Origin of the sequence: Brevibacterium epidermidis NBRC 14811, assembly GCF_001570805.1 — a bacterium.
GTDB classification, from domain to species: Bacteria; Actinomycetota; Actinomycetes; order Actinomycetales; family Brevibacteriaceae; genus Brevibacterium; species Brevibacterium epidermidis.
The window spans coordinates 46,290-65,343 of record NZ_BCSJ01000009.1 but is presented as its reverse complement, the minus strand read 5'-3'; the positions used below and the strand labels follow the sequence as shown (position 1 = coordinate 65,343).

Sequence of the window (19,054 nt, the reverse complement as noted above, 5' to 3'; positions counted from 1 at the left end):
CTCGCGCATCAGTCACCTGTCGCCGCAGAACACCCCGCTACAACTGGGCGTTCTGCTGCTGCCGGTGAGGGACGCTCGGGTCAGAGCTGGGCGAGAGCCTTCGCGATGCGCTTCTCCGACACCGGATGCGCGGTGCCCAGCGAATTCGCGAACAGTGAGACTCGCAGCTCTTCGACCATCAGGACGACCTCGACCCACGCGTCCGGCAGCGACACGATGAGCTGCGACCACTCGGTCTTCGCCAGCGCCGGGAAGCGATTGCCGATCTTCTTCAGCACATCATTGCCGCAGCCGGTGACCCGATCCATGAGCTGCTTGTCGCGGATCGGCGAATCCTGCATCCCGCCGATGCGCACCACTTCGGCGCGCACCCAGCGAGGCAGCTCGCGCAGCATCTGCGGAGTCATCGCCGCAATGGCGGCTGCGCTCGTCCGAGAAGCGCTCCAGGCCTGCACATCGGCGAGGTTGGACAGGATCGACAACGAGGAGGCCTTCGACACGAGCTTGTCGAGCTCGGTCGCTGCCGTCAGGGCTTTCATCAGTGACGGCAGCAGCGACGAACAGGTCAGCGGCAGCTCGGCGTCGACGTGCTTGCGCAGCAGCGCGAACTCATCGGCGGTGGACACCCACGACGTTTCGGCCGGTCCCAGCCGGTCGGCGACGAGTCCTCGGATCCCGACCCGGATCAGCCCGACGAGCAGCTCGTCGGCGGTCTTCTGATGACCGGCGAGGACGAGTTTCTCCTGAGTGGTCAGACCATCCTGCAGGTACTTCAGTGCGTCACCAGTGTGCTGGCCCAGCAGTGTGATGATCGCTTCGCGCGTGCCCAGTCGTGCTTGCGCTGCGGTGTCGAAGGCGACGAGGTCCACCGACGTCGTACGGTCCGCAAGCCCCGGAACAACACCGGCCGGAGCCTGATCGGGGTCGGCCAGTTCGCCGAATGACCAGTCAGTCAGACCGGTCTGCGGGTTGAACGAGCTCTGCTTCTGTCGGGCCTTGCGCACCTGCGGTTTGGCCTTCGTCGTCAGCGCGGTCAGGTCCTCGCCGAGGCCGACGGTCTTCTTCCCGTCGACGACCCGGAAGGTCAGACGCAGGTGGGCGGGAATCCGCGACCGATCGAAGTCATCGGCGGTGACCGTGATCGGCACGAGGTCGTTGAGCCCTCCCCCGCCGGCGCGTTCGCTCAGGTACGCGGCGAGCACGTCCGGCAGGCTCCCGTGGTACGGGGTGAGGGCGGGCAGGATTTCGCGGGCGACGTCGGGTGCGGGAACGAAGTAGCGGCGTTTGTTCTTCGGCAGCGACCGAATATAGGCGGCGACGAGTTCTTCGCGCAGCCCGGGGACCTGCCAGCTGAACTCGTCCGCGTCGACCGCGGGCACCGCCTCGGCGGGGATCTCCACGGTCACCCCATCCTCGGTGCTGCCGGGGTCGAAGGAATAGCGCAGCTTCGCCAAGGTTCCATCGCTCAGTTCCCATTCCATCGGGAAGTCCGAGGCCACCGAGGCGGTCAGTTCCTCACTGTCGTCGCTGAGCAGCACCGAGGTGGTGAGGTCGAGCAGATGCGCGTCCCGTCGCTTCTGCTTCTTCCACCAACCCCGGAAATCCGCCGCCGAGGTGATCCCTTCCGGAATCCGCTCATCGAAGAATTCAAACAGGGCATCGTCTTGGTCGAGCACGCGACGGTTCCGCGTCCGTGAGGCCAGATCTTCGGCCTCCTCGATGACGGCCGCGTTGTGGTCGAGGAAGCCGAAGCGTTCGTGCCAGTCGCCTTCGATGAGGCCCTTGCGGATGAATGCGTCGCGAGCGGCTTCTGCGTCGATCTGTCCGTATCCGACGCGGCGGTCGCTGACGAGGGTGACGCCGTAGAGGGAGATCTTCTCGTACACCATCGAAGCGCCGGCCTTCGTCGACCAGTGCGGGTCCGAATGTTGGCGGGTGACCAGATCACCGGCTGCTTCGACGACCCAGTCCGGGTCGATCGCGGCCACGGTCCGTGCCCACAGGCGAGAGGTCTCGACGAGCTCGGCGGCCATGACGAAGTCGGGATTGACCTTGAAGAGTCCGGAGCCGGGGAAGATCGCGAAGCGTGTGCCGCGGGCCCCCTGATAGTCCTTGTGCCTCTCCGAACGTGAGCCGATCATCGTCAGCAGTCCGGTGAGCAGCGAACGGTGGATGGCGGCCGCGTGCGGGTCGAGTTTGGCCGCGGCGACCTGTTTCCCGGTGTCACCTGCCGGACCGGTCGCACCCTGCTTCTTCGCGCTGCGTTTGGCGGCGCTGAGTTCGGCGAATCCGATCTTGCCGTTCGCACCGCGTCCGCGCTGAGTTTGGTCGGAACCGCGTCCGGCCCCGGTCGCCTTCCCAGGTTCACCACCGAGACCAGCCTCATCGGCGCTTCCGTCGTCGGACGGCTGCCAGACAGACTTCTCGATTCGGATGCCTGCGGAGCCGAGCAGCGAGCGCAGCTGACCGACGAGATCCTGCCATTCGCGGATGCGCACGAAATTGAGGAACTCTTCCTTGCACCGCCGACGGAATTTCGAGGATCCCATGTCGGCCTGCAGGCTCTGCAGGTAGTTCCACAGGTTGAGGTAGGACAGGAAGTCACTGCCCCGGTGAGTGAACCGGGCATGTTTCGCATCGGCGGCGGCTCGGACCTCGGACGGCCGTTCCCTGGGATCCTGGATCGACAGTGCGGCGACGATGACGGTGACCTCTCCCCCGCAGCCGGCCTCCGCTCCGGCGATGACCATTCGGGCCAGGCGAGGATCGATCGGCAGCACGGTGAGTTTCCGACCGGTCTCGGTGACGTGGATCTTCCCGGCAGAATCGCTGGTCAACGCCCCAAGCTCGGTGAGCATCGTGCGTCCGTCACGGACGGCCCTGGCCTCCGGCGGGGTGAGGAACGGGAAGTCGAGGATCTCCTGGTCGCTCGACGCGAATCCCAGTGAGGCCATCTGCAGGATGACGCTGGCGAGGTTCGTGCGCAGGATCTCCGGATCGGTGAATTCGGGGCGTGATTCGAAGTCTTCCTGCGAGTACAGCCGAATGCAGATGCCTTCACTGGTGCGTCCCGAGCGGCCCTTGCGCTGGTTCGCGCTGGCTTGGGAGATCCGCTCGATCGGCAGACGCTGAACCCGGGTGCGGTTGGAGTAGCGGGAGATACGGGCGGTGCCGACGTCGATGACGTATTTGATTCCGGGCACCGTCAGCGAGGTCTCGGCGACGTTCGTGGCTAAGACGATGCGGGGGCGTGAGTGAGGTTTGAAGACCTTCTGCTGCTCCCCCGCCGAGAGTCGGGCGAACAACGGCACGACTTCCCAATTGCTCATCCGCGGCCGTCTGCGCAGGTGGTCGTTCAGCGCGTCGGCGGTATCCCGGATCTCGCGTTCCCCAGAGAGGAAGACGAGGATGTCACCGGGAGCCTCGGCGGCGAGTTCGTCGACGGCCGAGATGATTCCGTCGGTCTGCTCCTCGACTCCGGTTTCGTAGTTCCCGGATTCGCCGGGCCCGTCGACATCGTCATCGTCGGGATCATCCCCGAGCGGCCGGTAGCGGACCTCAACCGGAAAGGTACGGCCCTCGACGGAGATGATCGGAGCATCACCGAAATGGGCAGAGAACGATTCGGGGTCGATCGTCGCCGAGGTGATGATGACCTTGAGGTCGGGACGCCGGTCGAGGACTTCCCTGAGATAGCCGAGGAGGAAGTCGATGTTGAGGCTGCGTTCGTGCGCCTCGTCGATGATGATGACTTCGTAGTCGCGCAGCAGTTTGTCGCGCGAGAGTTCGGACAGCAGGATGCCGTCGGTCATCACCTTCACGCGGGTGGAGTCGGCGACCTGAGCGGTGAACCGCACCTGGTAGCCGATGGTGTTGCCGAGCTCTTCGTCGAGTTCGTCGGCGATGCGCTCGGCCACGGTCCGCGCGGCGATCCGCCGAGGCTGGGTGTGGCCGATGAGGCCGTTGACCCCGAGGCCCAGGTCGAGGCAGATCTTCGGCAGCTGGGTGGTCTTTCCCGATCCCGTCTCACCGGCGATGATGACGACCTGGTTGTCCCGGATCGCCTCTGCGATCTCGTCCTTCGCGGCGGTGACCGGCAGATCCTCGGGGTAGGAGACAGTGACCGGATGGGCCGCTCGAGCCGCTGCCAGCCGGGCCCGACGTTCACGATGTTCGGCACCGGTGTTCCGACGCCGAGAATTCTTTCGCCGCGGCCGCCGCGTCTCCTGTGTGCCCTGATTCCCGCGCGCTCCCAGCTTCTCCTCAGTCGCTTCCGGGTGCGCCTGCGAGCGCCCGGGGCGATCCTGTGCGGATGGGCGCGGGGCCTGAGTCTCATCCTGCGGGGTCTGCTGCCGTCCTCGCGGAGACGATGATGCTGAGTTCTTATCTGCCATGTGGATCCCAGCTTATCGTCTGCCCCTGCAAGGTGGACCTGCTCAGGTGGTGTCCGACCGGCTTCCCGAGTCCTCGGCGAGTGCTCTCAGCGAGGCGAGGTAGGCATCCCAGTCGACCTCGTCGGGAATGTTCGAGATCTTCGGGTTGAGTCCGACCTGACCGTCGATGCCTTCCCGGACGATGTCGACCTGCCCGAGGTGCCGAGTCAGGTCGACGATGACGTGGACCATGATCTGCTGAAGAGTTACTGTCGCCCGCTCTTCCGGCCAGTGCGGCACTGTGCCCTGCGCCTCGAGGTCGAGTCGGTCGATCGTCTCGTCGGCGAAAGTCCACACGCGCCGGTACAAACCGTTGATGTGCTCGGCGGATTCGGCAGAGGTCGCGTACCAATCGGCCTGCGGGTCGGTCGCAATCTGGTCGGGACTCACGAGCTCTTCGGGGTGCGGCCACGACCGGCCGAAGGTTTCACCGAAGTATCCGACCTCCACATTGGCCATGTGCTTGACGGCTCCGAGCAGGTTGAACCCAGTGGGTGTCTGCGGCAGCCGCAGGTCCCGTTCACTCAGGCCTTCGAGTTTCCACAGCAGGTCGTTGCGGCTGGCCTGCAGTGATCTTTTGAGAATGGTCTTCATCGCATCGTTGCGGGACATGACCTCAGTCTGCCGCAGTCACGGTCGGATGACCACAGTGTGCGTGCCCCTTATCCGCCCCACAGCGGTGCCAGCGCCGAGTAGAGCTGCTGGACGCCGAGGATGATGAACAGAAGTGCGGTGATCGCCAGGGCGATGTTCGTGTGCAGCTTGTTCGCCCATTCCTTCGGGATCTTCTTGCCGTTGAGCAGCCCGAGGAGGGTGATGGCGAGGAACGGCATGAACAGCGAACCGAGGACGCCGTAGGCGAGAATGAGGCCGATCGGTTTGCCGAGGATGAACAGCAGCATCGGCGGGAACGTCAGCCACAGGACATAGAACTTGAAGTACTTGCCTCCGGTCAGGGTGTCCGGGTGTCCGCCCGGCTTCTTGCGCATATGGCCCCAGAAGTCGGCGAACATCAGAGAGACACCGTTCCACACGCCGATGATCGAAGAGAAGGAAGCGGCCCAGAAGCCGACGAGGAATCCAATGCCCACGACCTCGCCGTAGCGGGCCTTGAGAACGTCGGCGAGGTCGAGCAGCCCCTTGTCGTCGGCGGAGATCGAGACGCCTGCGGCACGGACGACTTCGGCACCGACGATGAGCATGGCGATGACGAAGATGCCGGTCATCACGTACGCCATCGAGTTGTCGATGCGCATCACCCGCATCCACTTCGGTGTGTGCCAGCCCTTTTCGCGCAGCCAGTACCCGTAGGCTGCCAGGGTGATGGTGCCGCCGACTCCTCCGGCGAGCGCGAGCGTGTAGATCACTCCGCCCTCGGGGATGATCGGGATGAGTCCGGTGAGCATATCGGGGACGTTCGGGACGGCGATGATCGCAAGCCCCACGACGGTGATGAACATGATCCCGACGAGGACGGCGGTGATCTTCTCGAAGATCGCATAGCGGCCGAACCACACCATGGCGAAACCGGCCAGTCCCATGATCACCGACCACACCGTGAGGTTGACTCCGGGGAAGAGCGCGGCCAGCGGCAACGCCGCCGAGCTCATGGCGGTCGCTCCGTAGACGAAGCCCCAGATGATGATGTAGGGACCGAAGTACCATGTGGTCCAGCGACCGAGTGAACGCCAGCCTTCGAAGATCGTCTTTCCGGTCGCGAGACTGAATCGGCCGGCTCCTTCGACGAGGACGATCTTGAGGATGACGCCGACGATCACCGCCCACAGCAGTCCGTAGCCGAACTGGCTGCCGGCCACAAGGGTTGCCACCATATCGGCGGCGCCGACACCGGTGGCTGCGACGACGAGTCCGGGACCGATGACCTTCCATTTGGCGGGACCGGAAGCTTCTTCGACTCCGGATACGGCTTCAGGGTCACTCGCGTTGCCGGGACTCGAACCGTTCGGATGCTCACTCGTGGTGTTCTTCGCTTTCATCTTCGGCCGCGCACTGACTCACCATTGGGTCGGGGTTCCTCCGAAGGGTTCTCCCGCACATTGGCAGCGCAGCGGTCTCCGTATGTCCACAGTCATGATAGGCGACAACGGCGCTTGCGTGTCACCGGTCACACACTGTCTGCCGTTATCCTCGAAGGATGAGTGACGACAATTCTTCGCAGGATTCCCGCAGCCGCATCGCCCGTCGGATCTTCCCCGACGGCGTCGACCCCGATCCGCGCTTCACCTTGGCCAACGAGCGGACCTTCCTGTCGTGGATCCGCACAGCTTTGGCATTCATCGGCGGCGGAATCGCCGTCGAAGCCTTCACCTCGGAGATCTTCACCACCGGTCTGCGGGCGACCCTGTCGATCGTGCTCATGGTCATCGGCTTCATCCTCGCCGCCGGTGCCGCGGTCCGCTGGCATCGCATCGAATCGGCGATGCGACGGAAGACCTCGCTGCCGCTGCCGCTCATCATCCCCATCGTCAGCCTCGCCTCGGCGCTGGGTGCCGGTCTCCTCGTCCTGGTGTTCGCCGGCCTGCTGTGATGTCGGAGCCGACCGGGCCCGAATCGACCGGCCCCCACCAATCAGAGAACTCACCGCGCAGACGACCGCGACTGCCTCGGCCCGCCCCACGCCCGCAGCCGCATGCCGATCCAGCGCTGCAGCCAGAGCGCACCGTCCAGTCATGGCTGCGCACGAGTCTGACGATGACGGTCGTCAGTCTCATCTTCATGCGCTTCATCAACGTCTTCCAAGGCTGGTCGGTGGCGATCTTCGTCGTGTGCATGGGCATGGCCATCGTCGCCATCGCCATGCAGGTCAGGCGCTACCGGCTCGGTGCGGTCTCGATCCGGGCCGAACGCGGCCGCCCGACCCCGTGGGCCGTCATCTTCCTCACGTCATCCGTGTGCCTCATCGCGGCACTGAGCATCGCCTCGGTGATCAAGATCAGCCTGCTCTGAAGCTCCCGGCCACACGGCCTCACTACCTCCCGCCGGACCATCACACAGGCACACTGCCGGCACAAGCAGCCAGACTCCCCGACCGGCGCGCCCGACCCAATTCCCGTTCCTCGTTATGAGACCGCCGTCCGAGCCGCTGACCTGCACGCCTAAACTGGTCCGCATGAAGGATGCACGCGAAGTCTCCACTGCCCCACTCGTCGCCGTCGGCCTCATCGGCGGATTCCTCACTGCCCGCGAGACCGGGATCCGCCCCCTCGGCGGAGTCGTCCTCGCTGCAGCGGGCGCCTATGCCGCGCGTTCCTGGTATGTGAAGAAGGGCTGGCCGGCCGCCACCGGGCTGAGCTTGGCCTACCTGGGCGGGTTCGGCGCCTCACACCCCCTGGCGAAGAAGATCGGTGCCTGGCCGGCCGTGTTCGCTGTGAGTGCGGTCAGCGCAGCGGCGTCCTATGTCGTCTCCGATATCGCCGAGACGGACTGACCTCGACCGTCCAAGACTGATCCAGTCCATCCCGGACTGACACTCACCGTCCCAGACGCAGGAAGCGAGGACCCCGAGCAGCCCATGCTGGCCGTATTCGAAGGTTTCGCCGTCATCGCCGGAGTCATTCTGGTCGGGTTCATCCTCGGCCGCTCCGGCGTTCTCGGACCCCACGGCCAGCAGGTCATCGCGAAGCTCGTCTTCTACGCCGGCACCCCGACTCTGCTCTATGTCACGGTTGCCGAGACCGACCTCGGGCTGATCTTCAACACCGCCCTGTTTGCCACCGGCGGTTCGGCGCTCATCGTCGGCGCCGCCCTCTTCGTCCTCACCAAATGGATCAGGCGGCGCAGCACCGGCGAGGCGCTGTTCTCCGCGTGGGCGACCAGCTACGTCAACATCGGCAACCTCGGCATCCCGATCGCCGCCTATGTCCTCCACGACATCGGATACGTCGCCCCGGTCCTGCTCTTCCAGCTGCTCGTCCTCGCCCCCATCGGCATGGCCGTACTCGACGGTGCCGGCAAGAAGAAGATCGATTCGCACTGGTACTCCGGAATCCTCCCAGTGCTCAAGAACCCCATCGTCCTCGGCGCCACGGCCGGAGTGGCCGCCTCGGCGACGAGCTTCGAACTGCCGCGGTTCATCTTCGAACCCATCGACCTGATCGGCGCGACCGCGGTCCCCGGCGCACTGCTGGCCTTCGGCATCTCGCTCAAGGACGGGTGGGGAATCCCCGTCAAGGGCACCCGCTCACAGCTGAGCTATATCACCAGCGCCAAACTCATCGCCCAGCCGGTCATCGCCTGGGCCATCGGAGGCCCCCTACTCGGCTACGACGGGATCGACCTGTTCGCCATCGTCGTCACCTCCGCCCTTCCGACCGCGCAGAACGTCTACATCTACTCGATGCAGTACCGACAATCCGAGGCGCTCATGCGCGACGCCGTCTTCATCACCACGGTCCTGTCCGTTCCGGCTCTCGTCATCATCGCCGCCTTGCTCGGCTGACCCTGCGACACCCCACCCATCTGACCCCGTACCCACGGTCACGGTGACGATCTGCGCGGTGCCGCCTCGGCGAGGGACCCGGTGAAATCGGCCGCTGTGGCGTGTCCTCCCCCGCTTGAGCCCCGTGGTCACTGACAATGGGGATGTGTCCAGAGACGAGAAGAACGAGACCGAAGACCTCCTGAGCAGGCGGATGAGTTCAGGGTCTGCCAGTGCTGCCGATAAGCAGACGCAGGCTCCTCTGGAGGCGGCAAATGATCCCTCGACCGACACCGAGGCGTTCGATCCGATCACGGATCCCATCGCCGAGGATGCCCCCAAGCATTCCGCGGACGCGAAGCCCTCGACGGGCCCGGTGAGGGTCACTCCCGCCCATTCGACGAACCCGCACTCTCAGCCCGCGACAGCGAGCACGCGTGCCGCCGAACAGAACACCGCGCAGAAGTCCGCGGATGCGGATTCGGCTGCCGCGACATCAGCCTCAACCGATACCGGAGACACACGTGAGGTGCCGCAGAACGCGCGCACCGCAGTGATGAGCGAAGCCGATTGGGCTGCCGTGTCGAAGGCCGCGACCTCGACCGATACTCGTGACCCCGAGGTGCCCGAGCGGCGCCGGTCGGTGCTCGACGTCATCGGCACGATCTGGATCATGATCGCCGCCCCGTTCGTCCTGCTGGCTCTGGCGGTGCGCTTCGTCGCCTCGGGGATCTTCCTCAAATTCGAGTACTTCCGGCCCGGTTTCCCAGCCGATCAGTTCGGTTTCAGTGCCGCCGACCGTGAGCACTACGGAACCTACGTCATCGACTATCTGCACAACTTCGATTCCCGGCGCTACCTCGCCGATATCGTCATGCCCAACGGAGAGCCGATCTTCATCTCCGACGAGCTCAGCCATATGGCAGACGTCAAGGGCCTGATCTCGCTGCTCTACCTCGTGGCGCTCGTCGGCATCATCGGTTCCGTGCTGTTCGGGATCTACATGTGCCGCAAGGGCGGTTCGGGCATCCACGCGGGAGTGCGTCTGGGGTCGATCTTCAGCATCGTCTTCATGGCCGCTGTCGCCGTCGTCGCAGTGCTCGGCTGGGACAGCTTCTTCCGCGGATTCCACAAGGTGTTCTTCGCCGATGGGACCTGGGAGTTCTACGCCGATGATTCGCTCATCCGCCTGTTCCCGCCCCAGTTCTGGGTCGATTCGGGCATCGCCGGCGGCGGACTGTTCGTGCTCCTGGCGATCATCCTCTTCCTGCTCAGCTTCACCGGCTTCAAGAAGCGCCGGGCGCTGCGCAAGGCACGTAAGGACGCCGAAGCAGAAGTCTGATTCGTCCATTGCCCGGCACTTCGGTTCGGGCAACTCAGTTGCGCGTGACTGCGCATCACTGCGGGTTCGAGTCCCGCTCCACGGTTCCGGCCGGGTGGTCTTTCCCCTTCCACCCGGCCGAATTTCTGTCCGGAATCAGTCGTCGACGGCGTCGCGGCCGCGGCGGACCAGAAGCGGGTCGGCTTCGTAGACGACCGACGGGTCTTTGTCCTCATAGTCGAACTGGTTGAGGAAGTAGCGCATCGCGTTGAGGCGGGCGCGTTTCTTGTCATTGCTCTTGATCGTGATCCACGGAGCGTGGTCGGTGTCCGTGCGGCGGAACGTCTCTTCCTTCGCCTCCGTGTAGGCGTCCCAGCGATCGAGGGACTCGAGATCCATCGGTGAGAGCTTCCACCGCCGCACCGGGTCGATCTGACGGATCGCAAACCGGGTCCGCTGCTCTCTCTGGGTCACGGAGAACCAGAACTTCGTGACGTGGACTCCGGAGTCGATGAGCATCTTCTCGAACACGGGAGCCTGTTCCATGAAGGTCTCGTATTCGCCGTCGGTGCAGAATCCCATGACTCTCTCGACGTTGCCCCGGTTGTACCAGGAGCGGTCGAACATGACGATCTCCCCGCTCGTGGGCAGGTGGGAGATGTAGCGCTGGAAGTACCACTGTCCAGCTTCGCGGTCGGAGGGTTTGTTGAGTGCGACGACGCGGGCGGCGCGCGGGTTGAGGTGTTCGGTGAAGCGTTTGATCGTTCCGCCCTTGCCAGCGGCGTCACGACCTTCGAAGACGATGACGTGTTTGGCGCCCGTGTCCTGACCCCAGTACTGGAATTTCAGCAGTTCGACCTGCAGTCTGTACTTCTCGAGTTCGTACTCTTCGCGGTCCATCTGTTCGTCGTACGGGTACCCTTCCCGCCAAGTTTCGACGGCCCGGCCCATGGGGTCGATGAGGTGCGGATCCGTGGTCTGACTGTCCTCGACGGTGTATCCTTCGAGGCGGAGTTTGTCGATGTACTCCCGCAGATTCTCTTGGAACAGATTGTTCACGAGATCCTTCCCTTTCACTGTCGACACCGGGGTGTGCCTCGTGCACGATAATGCGCCGAGATGAATATCAGGTTATGCGATCGACGTCGCGTCGCGGGATGATTCCGACGCTCAATAGTGGCGCGATGGCGATGAGTCCGAAGGACAGCGGATAGCCGAACGCCGTCACCAGGGCACCGAATCCGGGGCCGAGCAGGGCCGACATGACGAACTGTCCCGTGTTCTGGGCTCCCAGCGCCTTGCCCGACCAGCGCGGTCCGGCGGCTTCGGCCACCGAGGCGAAGGCCAGTCCGTTGTCGGCCACGGAGACGGCTGAGGCGAGGATGAAGACGACTGCGGCGACAGCGGGGAGCTCAGTCAGCGACAGGATGGCGATGGCCACCACGAATATCACGGCGGCGACGGCGACGATGCGCATGAGGCCGACGCGGGATCCCGTGCGGTCGGAGAGCGCGCCGACGACCATGCGGCCGACAGCACCGACGATCTGCGCGATCGCGACGATCGCTCCGGCGGCGCCCGCGCCGATCCCCTGGACGACGATGAGCCAGACGAGTCCATAGGTGGAGAACGCGAACTGCGGGACGACGAGGAGCGCGGAGACCGCGTGGATGCGCCACAGGAAGGAATCGCTGCGGTAAGGATTGATCGCCGAGGCGGCGCCGGACTTCCCCTCCCCCGCCGAGGTGGATCCCGGTTCGGTTCCACCGATCCGTGACGTAGTCGGATCGGTGGCGCGGTCGAGGTCGTCCACCTCGGCGCGGGTGGGAGACTGCTCCGGCGGGTTGCGGACGAGGGCGAAGCAGATGAGGGCGAGCAGACCGGTCACGGCGGCGACGAACCACAGGTAGGCGGGGAATCCGCCGGCCGCAGCGATCGCGGGGATGGTTACGGCGGCCACGCTCGTGCCCAGCGGCTGCGACATCTGGCGGATACCCATGGCCAGTCCGCGACGGTGGCGGGGGAACCAGCCCATGACGACGCGGCCGGACGCCGAGTTCACCGAGGCGGCCGCGGCACCGGAGGCGGCGATGACGATGACCATCCAGATCGGCGAGTCGACGACGAGGACAGCGGCGGCCGAGAACACTGCTGTCAGCCCGATCCCTAAGGTCATCGCGAGACGTTCACCGAAGCGGTCGGCGAATGCGCCCCAGGCGATGAGGGTGAGGATGAGTCCGAAGCTCGGTGCGGCCGCGACGGTGCCGGCCTGGGTGAGTGTGAACCCGAGGTCGGAGTGCATGTACGGGATGAGGAAGGCGGGTCCGGCGATCGCGATGGTCGCCGCCATCTGCGTGAGGACGCCGACGACGAGGATCACCCAGGCCTGCCGGCTCGGTCCGTTCGTCGTCATCGCTCCAGGTTAGCCATGTGGCCGGATCGTCCGCGGGACGTCTCAGATCGCGGTGGCCGGGGTTTGCCGATAAGGTGTGTTCTGAGCATTTCCCCCTATAGCCCAATCGGCAGAGGCAGTCGACTTAAAATCGATTCAGTGTGGGTTCGAGTCCCACTGGGGGGACCATTGAAATTGCTTCTGACCTGAGGCGATTCACAGCGAGGACCAGGCCGATTCCTTCACCGCCTCTGCGATCAGGACAGGCGCAGCCACCCAGGTGCCCGGGCAGAGAACTCGTTCCGATCGAGCCTATCTCCGACTCCGGCGGGAATCGCTCCGAGGACAGGTGCCATCGCCGACAGTGCAGCCCAATTGTCACGGTCAACCGGAGACGCCTTTTCGGGCCACGAACCGATGATGATGCCGGTGGTCGAAACCCGCCGTCTCTCAAGGGCTTCAGCGGTGAGAGCAGTGTGGTTGAGGGTCCCTAGGCGGGAGCGGACGACGATGGCGGCGCCGACCGAGTTTTCTCCCTCCGACAGTCCGGCTGCGATGTCTGCGACGGTATGCTCTCCGAAATCGACGAGGACTCCCCCGGACCCTTCGATGAGGACGTGATCGGCTTCGGTTCGTTCGAGTGCCGTACGTATGAAGTCCACGTGCTCGGCTGCGCTCGGCAGAATCGAGACTCTGTCGGCCCCTGAGGAGCCCGGATCGGGTTGTACAGCGCCAGCTGCCTCATCATCGACCGACTTGAACCCGTCCCATTCGGCTTTGGCGGCGGGAACCGGAGCCATCGGCAGGCGGAGGGTGGTGTTCGTGAACGTACGGATGCCGGTCAGCCGAGCCACGGCCTCCGCGTCGGATTCTGTGACGACGTCGCTGTAATCGGACTCGAGCTGCTCACGTTCAGGATCGTCGGACCTGATATGCCCCGTCTGGATCGGCTTGCACATGATCACTCGACGTCCAGCCGCATTCAGTGCCGCGGCCAACGCCGCGGTGGCGATGGTCTTGCCGACGCCGGTGTCCGTTCCCGTGACGAGCAGAAAGCGCGGGATCATGCCGCCGACTCCGCAGCGCAGATTTCGGTGATCGCCCGAATGCGCTCACAGGCATAGGCCAGCTCCCCAGGGCTGAGTCCGGCACGAGCTGTCAGCCGCAGACGCGTGATGCCGTCGGGCACCGAAGGAGGGCGGAAACAGCCGACGAGGATCCCCTCCTCGCACAGCAGTTCGCGCGCCCGGACGCCTGATTCCGGACTCGGCATGGGAACGGACAGCACGGCACCGGCCGGGACCGGCACATCAAGTACAGCTGCCAGTTGTGAGCGGGCGGCCTTCATCGACGCCACCCGCTCAGCGGTAACGAGGTCGAGTGCGGCACGCGCTGCGGCCGCCATGGCAGGGGAAAGACCGGTGTCGAAGATGAAGGTGCGAGCCGTGTTGACCACAGCATCTCGGACGAGACCGGCTCCCAGCACAGCCCCTCCCTGGGAGCCGAGCGCTTTCGACAGCGTGGCGGTGACCACGAGGCGGTCGCGGAATTCGCTCACCGCGGCGGCCGCCCCCATTCCGACGGCTGTCTCGGCGCCGGTCACACCGATCCCGTGCGCTTCGTCGACGAGCAGCAGAGCGTCGTAACGAACGCAGAGGTCAAGAAGACAAGGCAGGTCCGCGGTGTCACCGAATACGGAGTACACGGATTCGACGACGACAAGCGCCTCTGGCTGCTGACGACCAGCCAAAGCGGCTTCAACGGCGTCCAGGTCGTTGTGGGCGACGATTCTCGTCGGAGCTTTCGCCAGACGGCAGGCATCGATGAGTGACGCATGGTTGTGGGCGTCGGAGATGATGAGAGTATCAGGACCGGCCAGAGCAGTGACGGCGGCGATATTAGCCAGATAACCGCTGGAGAAGGTCACACACGCAGGGTGCCGCAGCCGATCGGCCAGCGCAGCTTCCAATCGGTGGTGAGCGGGTGTGGTCCCGGTGACGAGTCGCGATGCGCTGGCCGAGGTGCTGCTGCGTTCGATCTCCTCGATCGCTGCGGAACGCACCAGCGGATGCGCCGAGAGCCCGAGGTAGTCGTTCGAGGCGAGGTCGAGTCCGTCGAGCACGAGGTCACTGCGATATAGACCGGCAGTACTTCGGCGCTCGGCGGCGGCGGAAAGGCGGGAGAAGAGGGCGTTCACGATGCAACCTCGAACTCGCACCCATCCCCGTGTTCCGCGGCTGCCGCGACCATCGCCTTCGTGATGGTGTCCACCACCGCCGGAGTCGAGATATAGGGCGGCATCGTATAGATGTGCTGCCGAAACGGCCGCAGCCACACCCCGTGTTCGGAGGCTATGCGCGTGGTCAGAGCCACGTCGACCGGGCGGTCGAGTTCGACGACGCCGATGCCGCCGGTCACCCGCGCCTCGATGACGTGATCCAGCCGCCTGGCTGGAGCGAGGCCCGTTTCGAGGGCCTGAGAGATCCGTCCAATGGCCGGCTCCCAGCCGCTCGTCTCGTCATCGATGAGGAGGCCGACCGACGCATTTGCCGCAGCACACGCCAGGGGATTCGCCATGAACGTGGGCCCGTGCATGAGCGCCCGGTGGGACGAAGTGGTGATGACGTCGGCAACCGTTCCACTGCACAGCAGCGCCGCCAATGTGAGATAGCCGCCGGTCAGAGCCTTGCCCAGGCACATGACGTCCGGGGTGATCCCCGCGGCTCGACAGGCGAAGTCAGAGCCCGTGCGTCCGAAGCCGGTGGCGATCTCGTCGGCGATGAGTACGGCATCGATCTCGGTGGCCAACCGCCGCAGTGACTGCAGGGCGGCGGGGTGATACGGGCGCATACCTCCGGCACCTTGGAAGAGGGGTTCGACGATGATGCCGGCGATCTCTGCCCCGTGAGCATCGACGAGGTTTTCAGCCTTGACCAACCATTCGTGCACCTCGGCAGCGGATGCCTCCGGCAACGGCGGACGAGGCAGGAACAGCTGGGTTGCGAGCAGCCCGGCGAAATCGTTGTGCATTCCCCCAACTGGGTCGCACACGCTCATCGCCCCGGTGGTGTCACCGTGGTAGGCACCTTCGAGGGCAAGGAAGCGCCTGCGGTCGCGGCCGCGGGCCAGCTGGTATTGGATGGCGAGCTTGAGCGCGACTTCGACCGAGACCGAACCCGAGTCTGCGAGGAAGACATGGTCGAGTCCGTCCGGTGTGATTGCGACGAGCCGCTCGGCTAGTTCGACGGCCGGTTCATGGGTGAGACCGCCGAACATGACGTGCGAGAACGATCCGATCTGGGTGGTCAGTGCCGCATCCATGACCGGATGCTGGTATCCGTGGACGACCGACCACCACGAGCTCATCCCGTCGAGCAGTCGATGCGTCGATCCCGAAGCATCGCGCAACTCCACTAGGGCCCATCTGCGCCGGTGACCGAGAAGTGTGCGCCGGCGTCGAGCGGACCGTAGGGGTGCCACAGCAGGCCGGAATCGCGCTCGAGCGTGCTCGTCGGCATCCGTAGTCCCGCCTCAGACATTGGGCGTGAGCTCTGTGCCCGCGCCGCGGCGCCGGATCGTCGGAATCATCACTCCGGAGTCGTCGGCTTCTTGACCAGCCGTCGGCAGAGGTTTGCCGCACGGCAGGGTGCTCGCGGTCTTTGCTGCCTCAGCGGACGTTCCGTCGCTCTTCATGTCACCGGGCGCCACCTCGGCGAAGGCGGCCTGATGGGCTGCCCGGTGAGCCTTGAGCTCATCACGCAGTCGTTCGGCACTCTCTGCTCCGACGATCTCGAAGCCTCCGTCGACGATCATGTCGAGGTCTTCCTCGGCGGCCTGCCCCTCCGAGGTCAGATAGTCGCCGAGGAAGAGCGAATTGGCCACATGCAGCGACAGCGGCTGCAGCGTACGCAGGTGCATCTCCCGACCTCCGGCGATGCGCAGCTCGCGGTCCGGGCACAGGAATCGCACGGTGCAGAGAATCCGCAGGCAATGCTGCGGGGTCAGAGTCCAGGTTCCTTCGAGCGGTGTGCCGTCGAAGGGAATGAGGAAGTTGACCGGGATCGAATCGGAGTCAACGGCCTTGAGCGATTCGATCGCCTCGATGATCTGCTCGTCCGTCTCCCCCATTCCGACGATCAGCCCCGAGCACGGGGAGAGCCCTGCACCACGCGCCTTGTCCACGGTGTCGACACGGTCGGCGAACGTATGAGTCGTGCAGATATCGGGGTAGAGAGATTCGGCAGTGTTGAGGTTGTGGTTGTACGCGTCGACACCGGCGTCCTTGAGTCGCTGTGCCTGACCGTCCTTGAGGAACCCGAGGCAGGCGCAGACCTCGACGTCGGGACTGGATGTCTTGATCTCCTCGACCATCCCCGAGACGCGCTCGACGTCCCGGTTCGAAGGACCGCGTCCGGACGCGACGAGGCAGACCCGCGAGGCTCCCCCTGCCAGACCGAATTCCGCCTGCCGCTTCGCCTCATCCTTCGGCAGCCATGAGTACTTGAGAATGTCGGCTTCTGAGCCCAAACGCTGCGAGCAGTATCCGCAGTCCTCCGGGCAGAGTCCCGATTTGAGGTTGACGAGGTAGTTGACCTTGACGCGATTGCCGAAATGTTCGCGGCGCAGCCGGGAGGCAGCGGCGACAAGGTCGAGGAGGTCCTCGTCGGACGACGACAGGATCGTGCGGGCATCGGAGGCGGTGGCCGGATCGCCGGCGAGCACGCGCTCGGCGAGTGTTTGATAGCTATCCATGTTGTCATTATTGAACACTGTTCAATAGAGTGCCAAATCACACTCTCCGCCCGAACAGGCAGAATGGTGTTATGACCTTCGTCCTTCTCACCGCCCGCGATCATCCCCGGTTCGTCGACGGCACCGATGATCCGAACCTCGCCGAGGCGGCCGGGCCCGCCGTACTCATCGCCGTCGACAGCGCTGCCGACGACTCCAACTCCGGCCCTGACATCGGCAGCGAGGCGCCGTCGCTGAACGCATGCATCGACGCCCCCTACCGTCCTCTCGCCTACCGTGAGTCGGGAGCCGACTGGTCGGACATTGATTTCGAGGCCGCCGATCATTGGGTGCAGATGGGACCGGAGCTGCGGCGCCGCCTCGTCGAGGATCAGCTCGCGACGCTCGCTGTCGGAGAGTTCAAGGTGGCGACGAACAACGGCAGCGCCTCGATCATCACGAACAACTGGGTGTACTCGGGCTCACCGCGCACCTACCGCGCCGCGGGCCGCCTGAGAGAGCTCATCACCGTCCTCGGCGAACTCACCCGCAAGGCCGATCAGCGCGCCTGAGCATCATCGATCTCGGCCTGGCGATCACGATTGTCGATCAACTCGGCGACATTGCGCTCGGCCCACCTCCGCAGCGCGGTCACGGGAGCCTGCAGCGAGCGACCGAGATCGGTGAGCGAATACTCCACCCGCGGGGGCACCTCCCCAAACGACTGCCTGGTCACCAAGCCGTCGGCGACGAGTGATCGCAGCGTCGAGGTGAGCACCTTCGGGGTGATGCCCCCGATCGCCTGTCGGATCTCGCCGAAGCGCTTCGGGCCGTCATCGAGGATCTCGATGATGAGCACCGTCCACTTGTCACCGACCCGATCGAGGATGACTCGGGTGGGGCACTCCGGATCGAAGGCATCGCCTTCCCAAGAATCTCTGATTTTCATGTCCCAATAGTATCTTTGAGGTACTCACTTTCCAAACGATACTGTCGAGATGTCATCACAGAAGAAATCACCTCGGCGCCGCGAACCCGACGCCGCAGCAGAAAGGGACACACTATGAAGATCGCACTCTTCGGAGCATCCGGAATGATCGGCTCCCGCGTCACCGCCGAGGCGGCCGGCCGCGGCCTCGACATCACCGGCATCACCCGCTCGGGCAGCGACGTGCCCGGTGCCGCCCGCAGCATCAAGGGCGATATGGCCGATGCCGGGTTCGACGCCCGCATCGCCGCCGAACACGACATCATCGTCTCCACCACCGGTCCCAGCCGCACCGGCGGGGACCACCAGGAGTGGCTCGACGCCCTGAAGACCTTGGCCGAGAACAGCGGCAACACCCGCATCTTCGTCGTCGGCGGCGCCGGTTCCCTGTGGGTCGGCGACACCATGCTCAAGGACACCGAGGACTTCCCCGCGATCTACAAGGCCGAATCGGAGACCGGCACCCGAGCGCTCGAGCTGCTGCGGACAGGCAACTGGTCGCCCTGGACGCTCATCTCCCCCGCACCGGAAATCGCCCCCGGGGAGCGCACGGGTTCGTACAAGACCGAGCTGGAAGTCCCGGCCGGTGACGCAATCTCGGCCGAGGACTTCGCGGTCGCCATGGTCGACGAGATCGTTGAACCGAAGCACATCGACGTCCGGTTCACCGTCGCGAACTGACCGAACTGACGGTCGATGACCATGCGTGGCGGCTCCCGACGCCCAGAGGAGAGCCAGCCACTCGCGGTCA

At 64.9% G+C, this 19,054-nt stretch carries 17 protein-coding genes and 1 tRNA gene; 8 read left to right on the top strand and 10 right to left on the bottom strand.

The window, feature by feature from the left end:
- Window positions 1-80: 80 nt before the first annotated feature.
- The 3 genes from hrpA to BEP01S_RS06445 are packed head-to-tail and all read right to left on the bottom strand — an operon-like array spanning window position 81 to window position 6,430.
- Window positions 81-4,394, bottom strand: coding sequence for an ATP-dependent RNA helicase HrpA (gene hrpA / locus BEP01S_RS06455; protein ID WP_244882119.1), 4,314 nt, complete (start codon window positions 4,392-4,394; stop codon window positions 81-83).
- A 42-nt stretch (window positions 4,395-4,436) separates the two neighbouring features.
- Window positions 4,437-5,045, bottom strand: a complete 609-nt coding sequence (locus BEP01S_RS06450) for a DinB family protein (protein ID WP_039207173.1) — start codon at window positions 5,043-5,045, stop codon at window positions 4,437-4,439.
- A gap of 50 nt (window positions 5,046-5,095) precedes the next feature.
- Window positions 5,096-6,430 (bottom strand): Nramp family divalent metal transporter, encoded by a 1,335-nt coding sequence (locus BEP01S_RS06445; RefSeq protein ID WP_062241577.1) that lies wholly within the window; start codon window positions 6,428-6,430, stop codon window positions 5,096-5,098.
- A gap of 158 nt (window positions 6,431-6,588) precedes the next feature.
- Here BEP01S_RS06445 and BEP01S_RS06440 point away from each other — a divergent pair, with 158 nt between their 5' ends.
- From BEP01S_RS06440 to BEP01S_RS06420, 5 genes are all read left to right on the top strand, one after another.
- Complete coding sequence (locus tag BEP01S_RS06440) at window positions 6,589-6,981, top strand: YidH family protein (RefSeq protein WP_039207170.1); 393 nt, start codon at window positions 6,589-6,591, stop codon at window positions 6,979-6,981.
- A complete protein-coding gene (locus BEP01S_RS17220; RefSeq protein ID WP_083532592.1) occupies window positions 6,981-7,400 on the top strand; it encodes a DUF202 domain-containing protein in 420 nt (139 codons plus the stop codon). Before BEP01S_RS06440 ends, BEP01S_RS17220 begins: the two co-directional genes overlap by 1 nt.
- A 163-nt stretch (window positions 7,401-7,563) precedes the next feature.
- The gene (locus BEP01S_RS06430) at window positions 7,564-7,881 is read left to right on the top strand and encodes a hypothetical protein (RefSeq protein ID WP_236853364.1); all 318 of its coding nucleotides are present in this window, start codon (window positions 7,564-7,566) and stop codon (window positions 7,879-7,881) included.
- An 84-nt stretch (window positions 7,882-7,965) separates the two neighbouring features.
- Window positions 7,966-8,892 (top strand): AEC family transporter, encoded by a 927-nt coding sequence (locus BEP01S_RS06425; protein ID WP_062241573.1) that lies wholly within the window; start codon window positions 7,966-7,968, stop codon window positions 8,890-8,892.
- 145 nt (window positions 8,893-9,037) lie between these two features.
- A complete protein-coding gene (locus tag BEP01S_RS06420; protein ID WP_083532600.1) occupies window positions 9,038-10,213 on the top strand; it encodes a TIGR01906 family membrane protein in 1,176 nt (391 codons plus the stop codon).
- A 135-nt stretch (window positions 10,214-10,348) separates the two neighbouring features.
- Here the strand turns inward: BEP01S_RS06420 and ppk2 are convergent, their stop codons facing one another.
- Complete coding sequence (gene ppk2 / locus BEP01S_RS06415) at window positions 10,349-11,251, bottom strand: polyphosphate kinase 2 (RefSeq protein WP_127364114.1); 903 nt, start codon at window positions 11,249-11,251, stop codon at window positions 10,349-10,351.
- Window positions 11,252-11,318: 67 nt separating this feature from the next.
- Window positions 11,319-12,605, bottom strand: coding sequence for an MFS transporter (locus BEP01S_RS06410; RefSeq protein ID WP_062241569.1), 1,287 nt, complete (start codon window positions 12,603-12,605; stop codon window positions 11,319-11,321).
- Between the two features lie 91 nt (window positions 12,606-12,696).
- Between BEP01S_RS06410 and BEP01S_RS06405 the strand changes: the two genes are divergently transcribed.
- Window positions 12,697-12,773, top strand: a tRNA-Leu gene (locus tag BEP01S_RS06405).
- A 68-nt stretch (window positions 12,774-12,841) separates the two neighbouring features.
- Here BEP01S_RS06405 and bioD read toward each other — a convergent pair.
- From bioD to bioB, 4 genes are all read right to left on the bottom strand, one after another.
- Window positions 12,842-13,651 carry an ATP-dependent dethiobiotin synthetase BioD gene (bioD, locus tag BEP01S_RS06400; protein WP_062241567.1) on the bottom strand — a complete coding sequence of 270 codons (810 nt, stop codon included), beginning with the start codon at window positions 13,649-13,651 and terminating at the stop codon, window positions 12,842-12,844.
- Window positions 13,648-14,781, bottom strand: a complete 1,134-nt coding sequence (locus BEP01S_RS06395) for an aminotransferase class I/II-fold pyridoxal phosphate-dependent enzyme (RefSeq protein WP_062241564.1) — start codon at window positions 14,779-14,781, stop codon at window positions 13,648-13,650. Before BEP01S_RS06395 ends, bioD begins: the two co-directional genes overlap by 4 nt.
- Window positions 14,778-15,992 (bottom strand): adenosylmethionine--8-amino-7-oxononanoate transaminase, encoded by a 1,215-nt coding sequence (gene bioA, locus BEP01S_RS06390; RefSeq protein WP_306306255.1) that lies wholly within the window; start codon window positions 15,990-15,992, stop codon window positions 14,778-14,780. The genes BEP01S_RS06395 and bioA overlap by 4 nt, the downstream gene beginning before the upstream one ends.
- A 123-nt stretch (window positions 15,993-16,115) precedes the next feature.
- Window positions 16,116-17,336 (bottom strand): biotin synthase BioB, encoded by a 1,221-nt coding sequence (bioB, locus tag BEP01S_RS06385; RefSeq protein WP_062241561.1) that lies wholly within the window; start codon window positions 17,334-17,336, stop codon window positions 16,116-16,118.
- Between the two features lie 71 nt (window positions 17,337-17,407).
- Here bioB and BEP01S_RS06380 point away from each other — a divergent pair, with 71 nt between their 5' ends.
- The gene (locus tag BEP01S_RS06380; protein ID WP_062241559.1) at window positions 17,408-17,887 is read left to right on the top strand and encodes a hypothetical protein; all 480 of its coding nucleotides are present in this window, start codon (window positions 17,408-17,410) and stop codon (window positions 17,885-17,887) included.
- Here BEP01S_RS06380 and BEP01S_RS06375 read toward each other — a convergent pair.
- The gene (locus BEP01S_RS06375; RefSeq protein WP_062241557.1) at window positions 17,875-18,264 is read right to left on the bottom strand and encodes a winged helix-turn-helix transcriptional regulator; all 390 of its coding nucleotides are present in this window, start codon (window positions 18,262-18,264) and stop codon (window positions 17,875-17,877) included. The genes BEP01S_RS06380 and BEP01S_RS06375 overlap by 13 nt on opposite strands.
- A 114-nt stretch (window positions 18,265-18,378) precedes the next feature.
- On the opposite strand from BEP01S_RS06375, the gene BEP01S_RS06370 reads away from it, so the two are divergent.
- Entirely contained in the window at window positions 18,379-18,984 is a 606-nt protein-coding gene (locus BEP01S_RS06370; protein WP_062241555.1) for an NAD(P)-dependent oxidoreductase, read from the top strand.
- Window positions 18,985-19,054: the final 70 nt, after the last annotated feature.

Excerpts from the sequence above, each read along its gene's own strand:
- hrpA (WP_244882119.1), bottom strand. The coding sequence starts at position 4,394 with ATGGCAGATAAGAACTCAGCATCATCGTCTCCGCGAGGACGGCAGCAG.
- bioB (WP_062241561.1), bottom strand. The coding sequence starts at position 17,336 with ATGGATAGCTATCAAACACTCGCCGAGCGCGTGCTCGCCGGCGATCCG.
- BEP01S_RS06450 (WP_039207173.1), bottom strand. The coding sequence starts at position 5,045 with ATGTCCCGCAACGATGCGATGAAGACCATTCTCAAAAGATCACTGCAG.
- bioD (WP_062241567.1), bottom strand. The coding sequence starts at position 13,651 with ATGATCCCGCGCTTTCTGCTCGTCACGGGAACGGACACCGGCGTCGGC.
- BEP01S_RS17220 (WP_083532592.1), top strand. The coding sequence starts at position 6,981 with ATGTCGGAGCCGACCGGGCCCGAATCGACCGGCCCCCACCAATCAGAG.
- BEP01S_RS06410 (WP_062241569.1), bottom strand. The coding sequence starts at position 12,605 with ATGACGACGAACGGACCGAGCCGGCAGGCCTGGGTGATCCTCGTCGTC.
- BEP01S_RS06430 (WP_236853364.1), top strand. The coding sequence starts at position 7,564 with ATGAAGGATGCACGCGAAGTCTCCACTGCCCCACTCGTCGCCGTCGGC.
- BEP01S_RS06445 (WP_062241577.1), bottom strand. The coding sequence starts at position 6,430 with ATGAAAGCGAAGAACACCACGAGTGAGCATCCGAACGGTTCGAGTCCC.
- BEP01S_RS06425 (WP_062241573.1), top strand. The coding sequence starts at position 7,966 with ATGCTGGCCGTATTCGAAGGTTTCGCCGTCATCGCCGGAGTCATTCTG.
- BEP01S_RS06370 (WP_062241555.1), top strand. The coding sequence starts at position 18,379 with ATGAAGATCGCACTCTTCGGAGCATCCGGAATGATCGGCTCCCGCGTC.
- BEP01S_RS06440 (WP_039207170.1), top strand. The coding sequence starts at position 6,589 with ATGAGTGACGACAATTCTTCGCAGGATTCCCGCAGCCGCATCGCCCGT.
- BEP01S_RS06375 (WP_062241557.1), bottom strand. The coding sequence starts at position 18,264 with ATGAAAATCAGAGATTCTTGGGAAGGCGATGCCTTCGATCCGGAGTGC.
- BEP01S_RS06380 (WP_062241559.1), top strand. The coding sequence starts at position 17,408 with ATGACCTTCGTCCTTCTCACCGCCCGCGATCATCCCCGGTTCGTCGAC.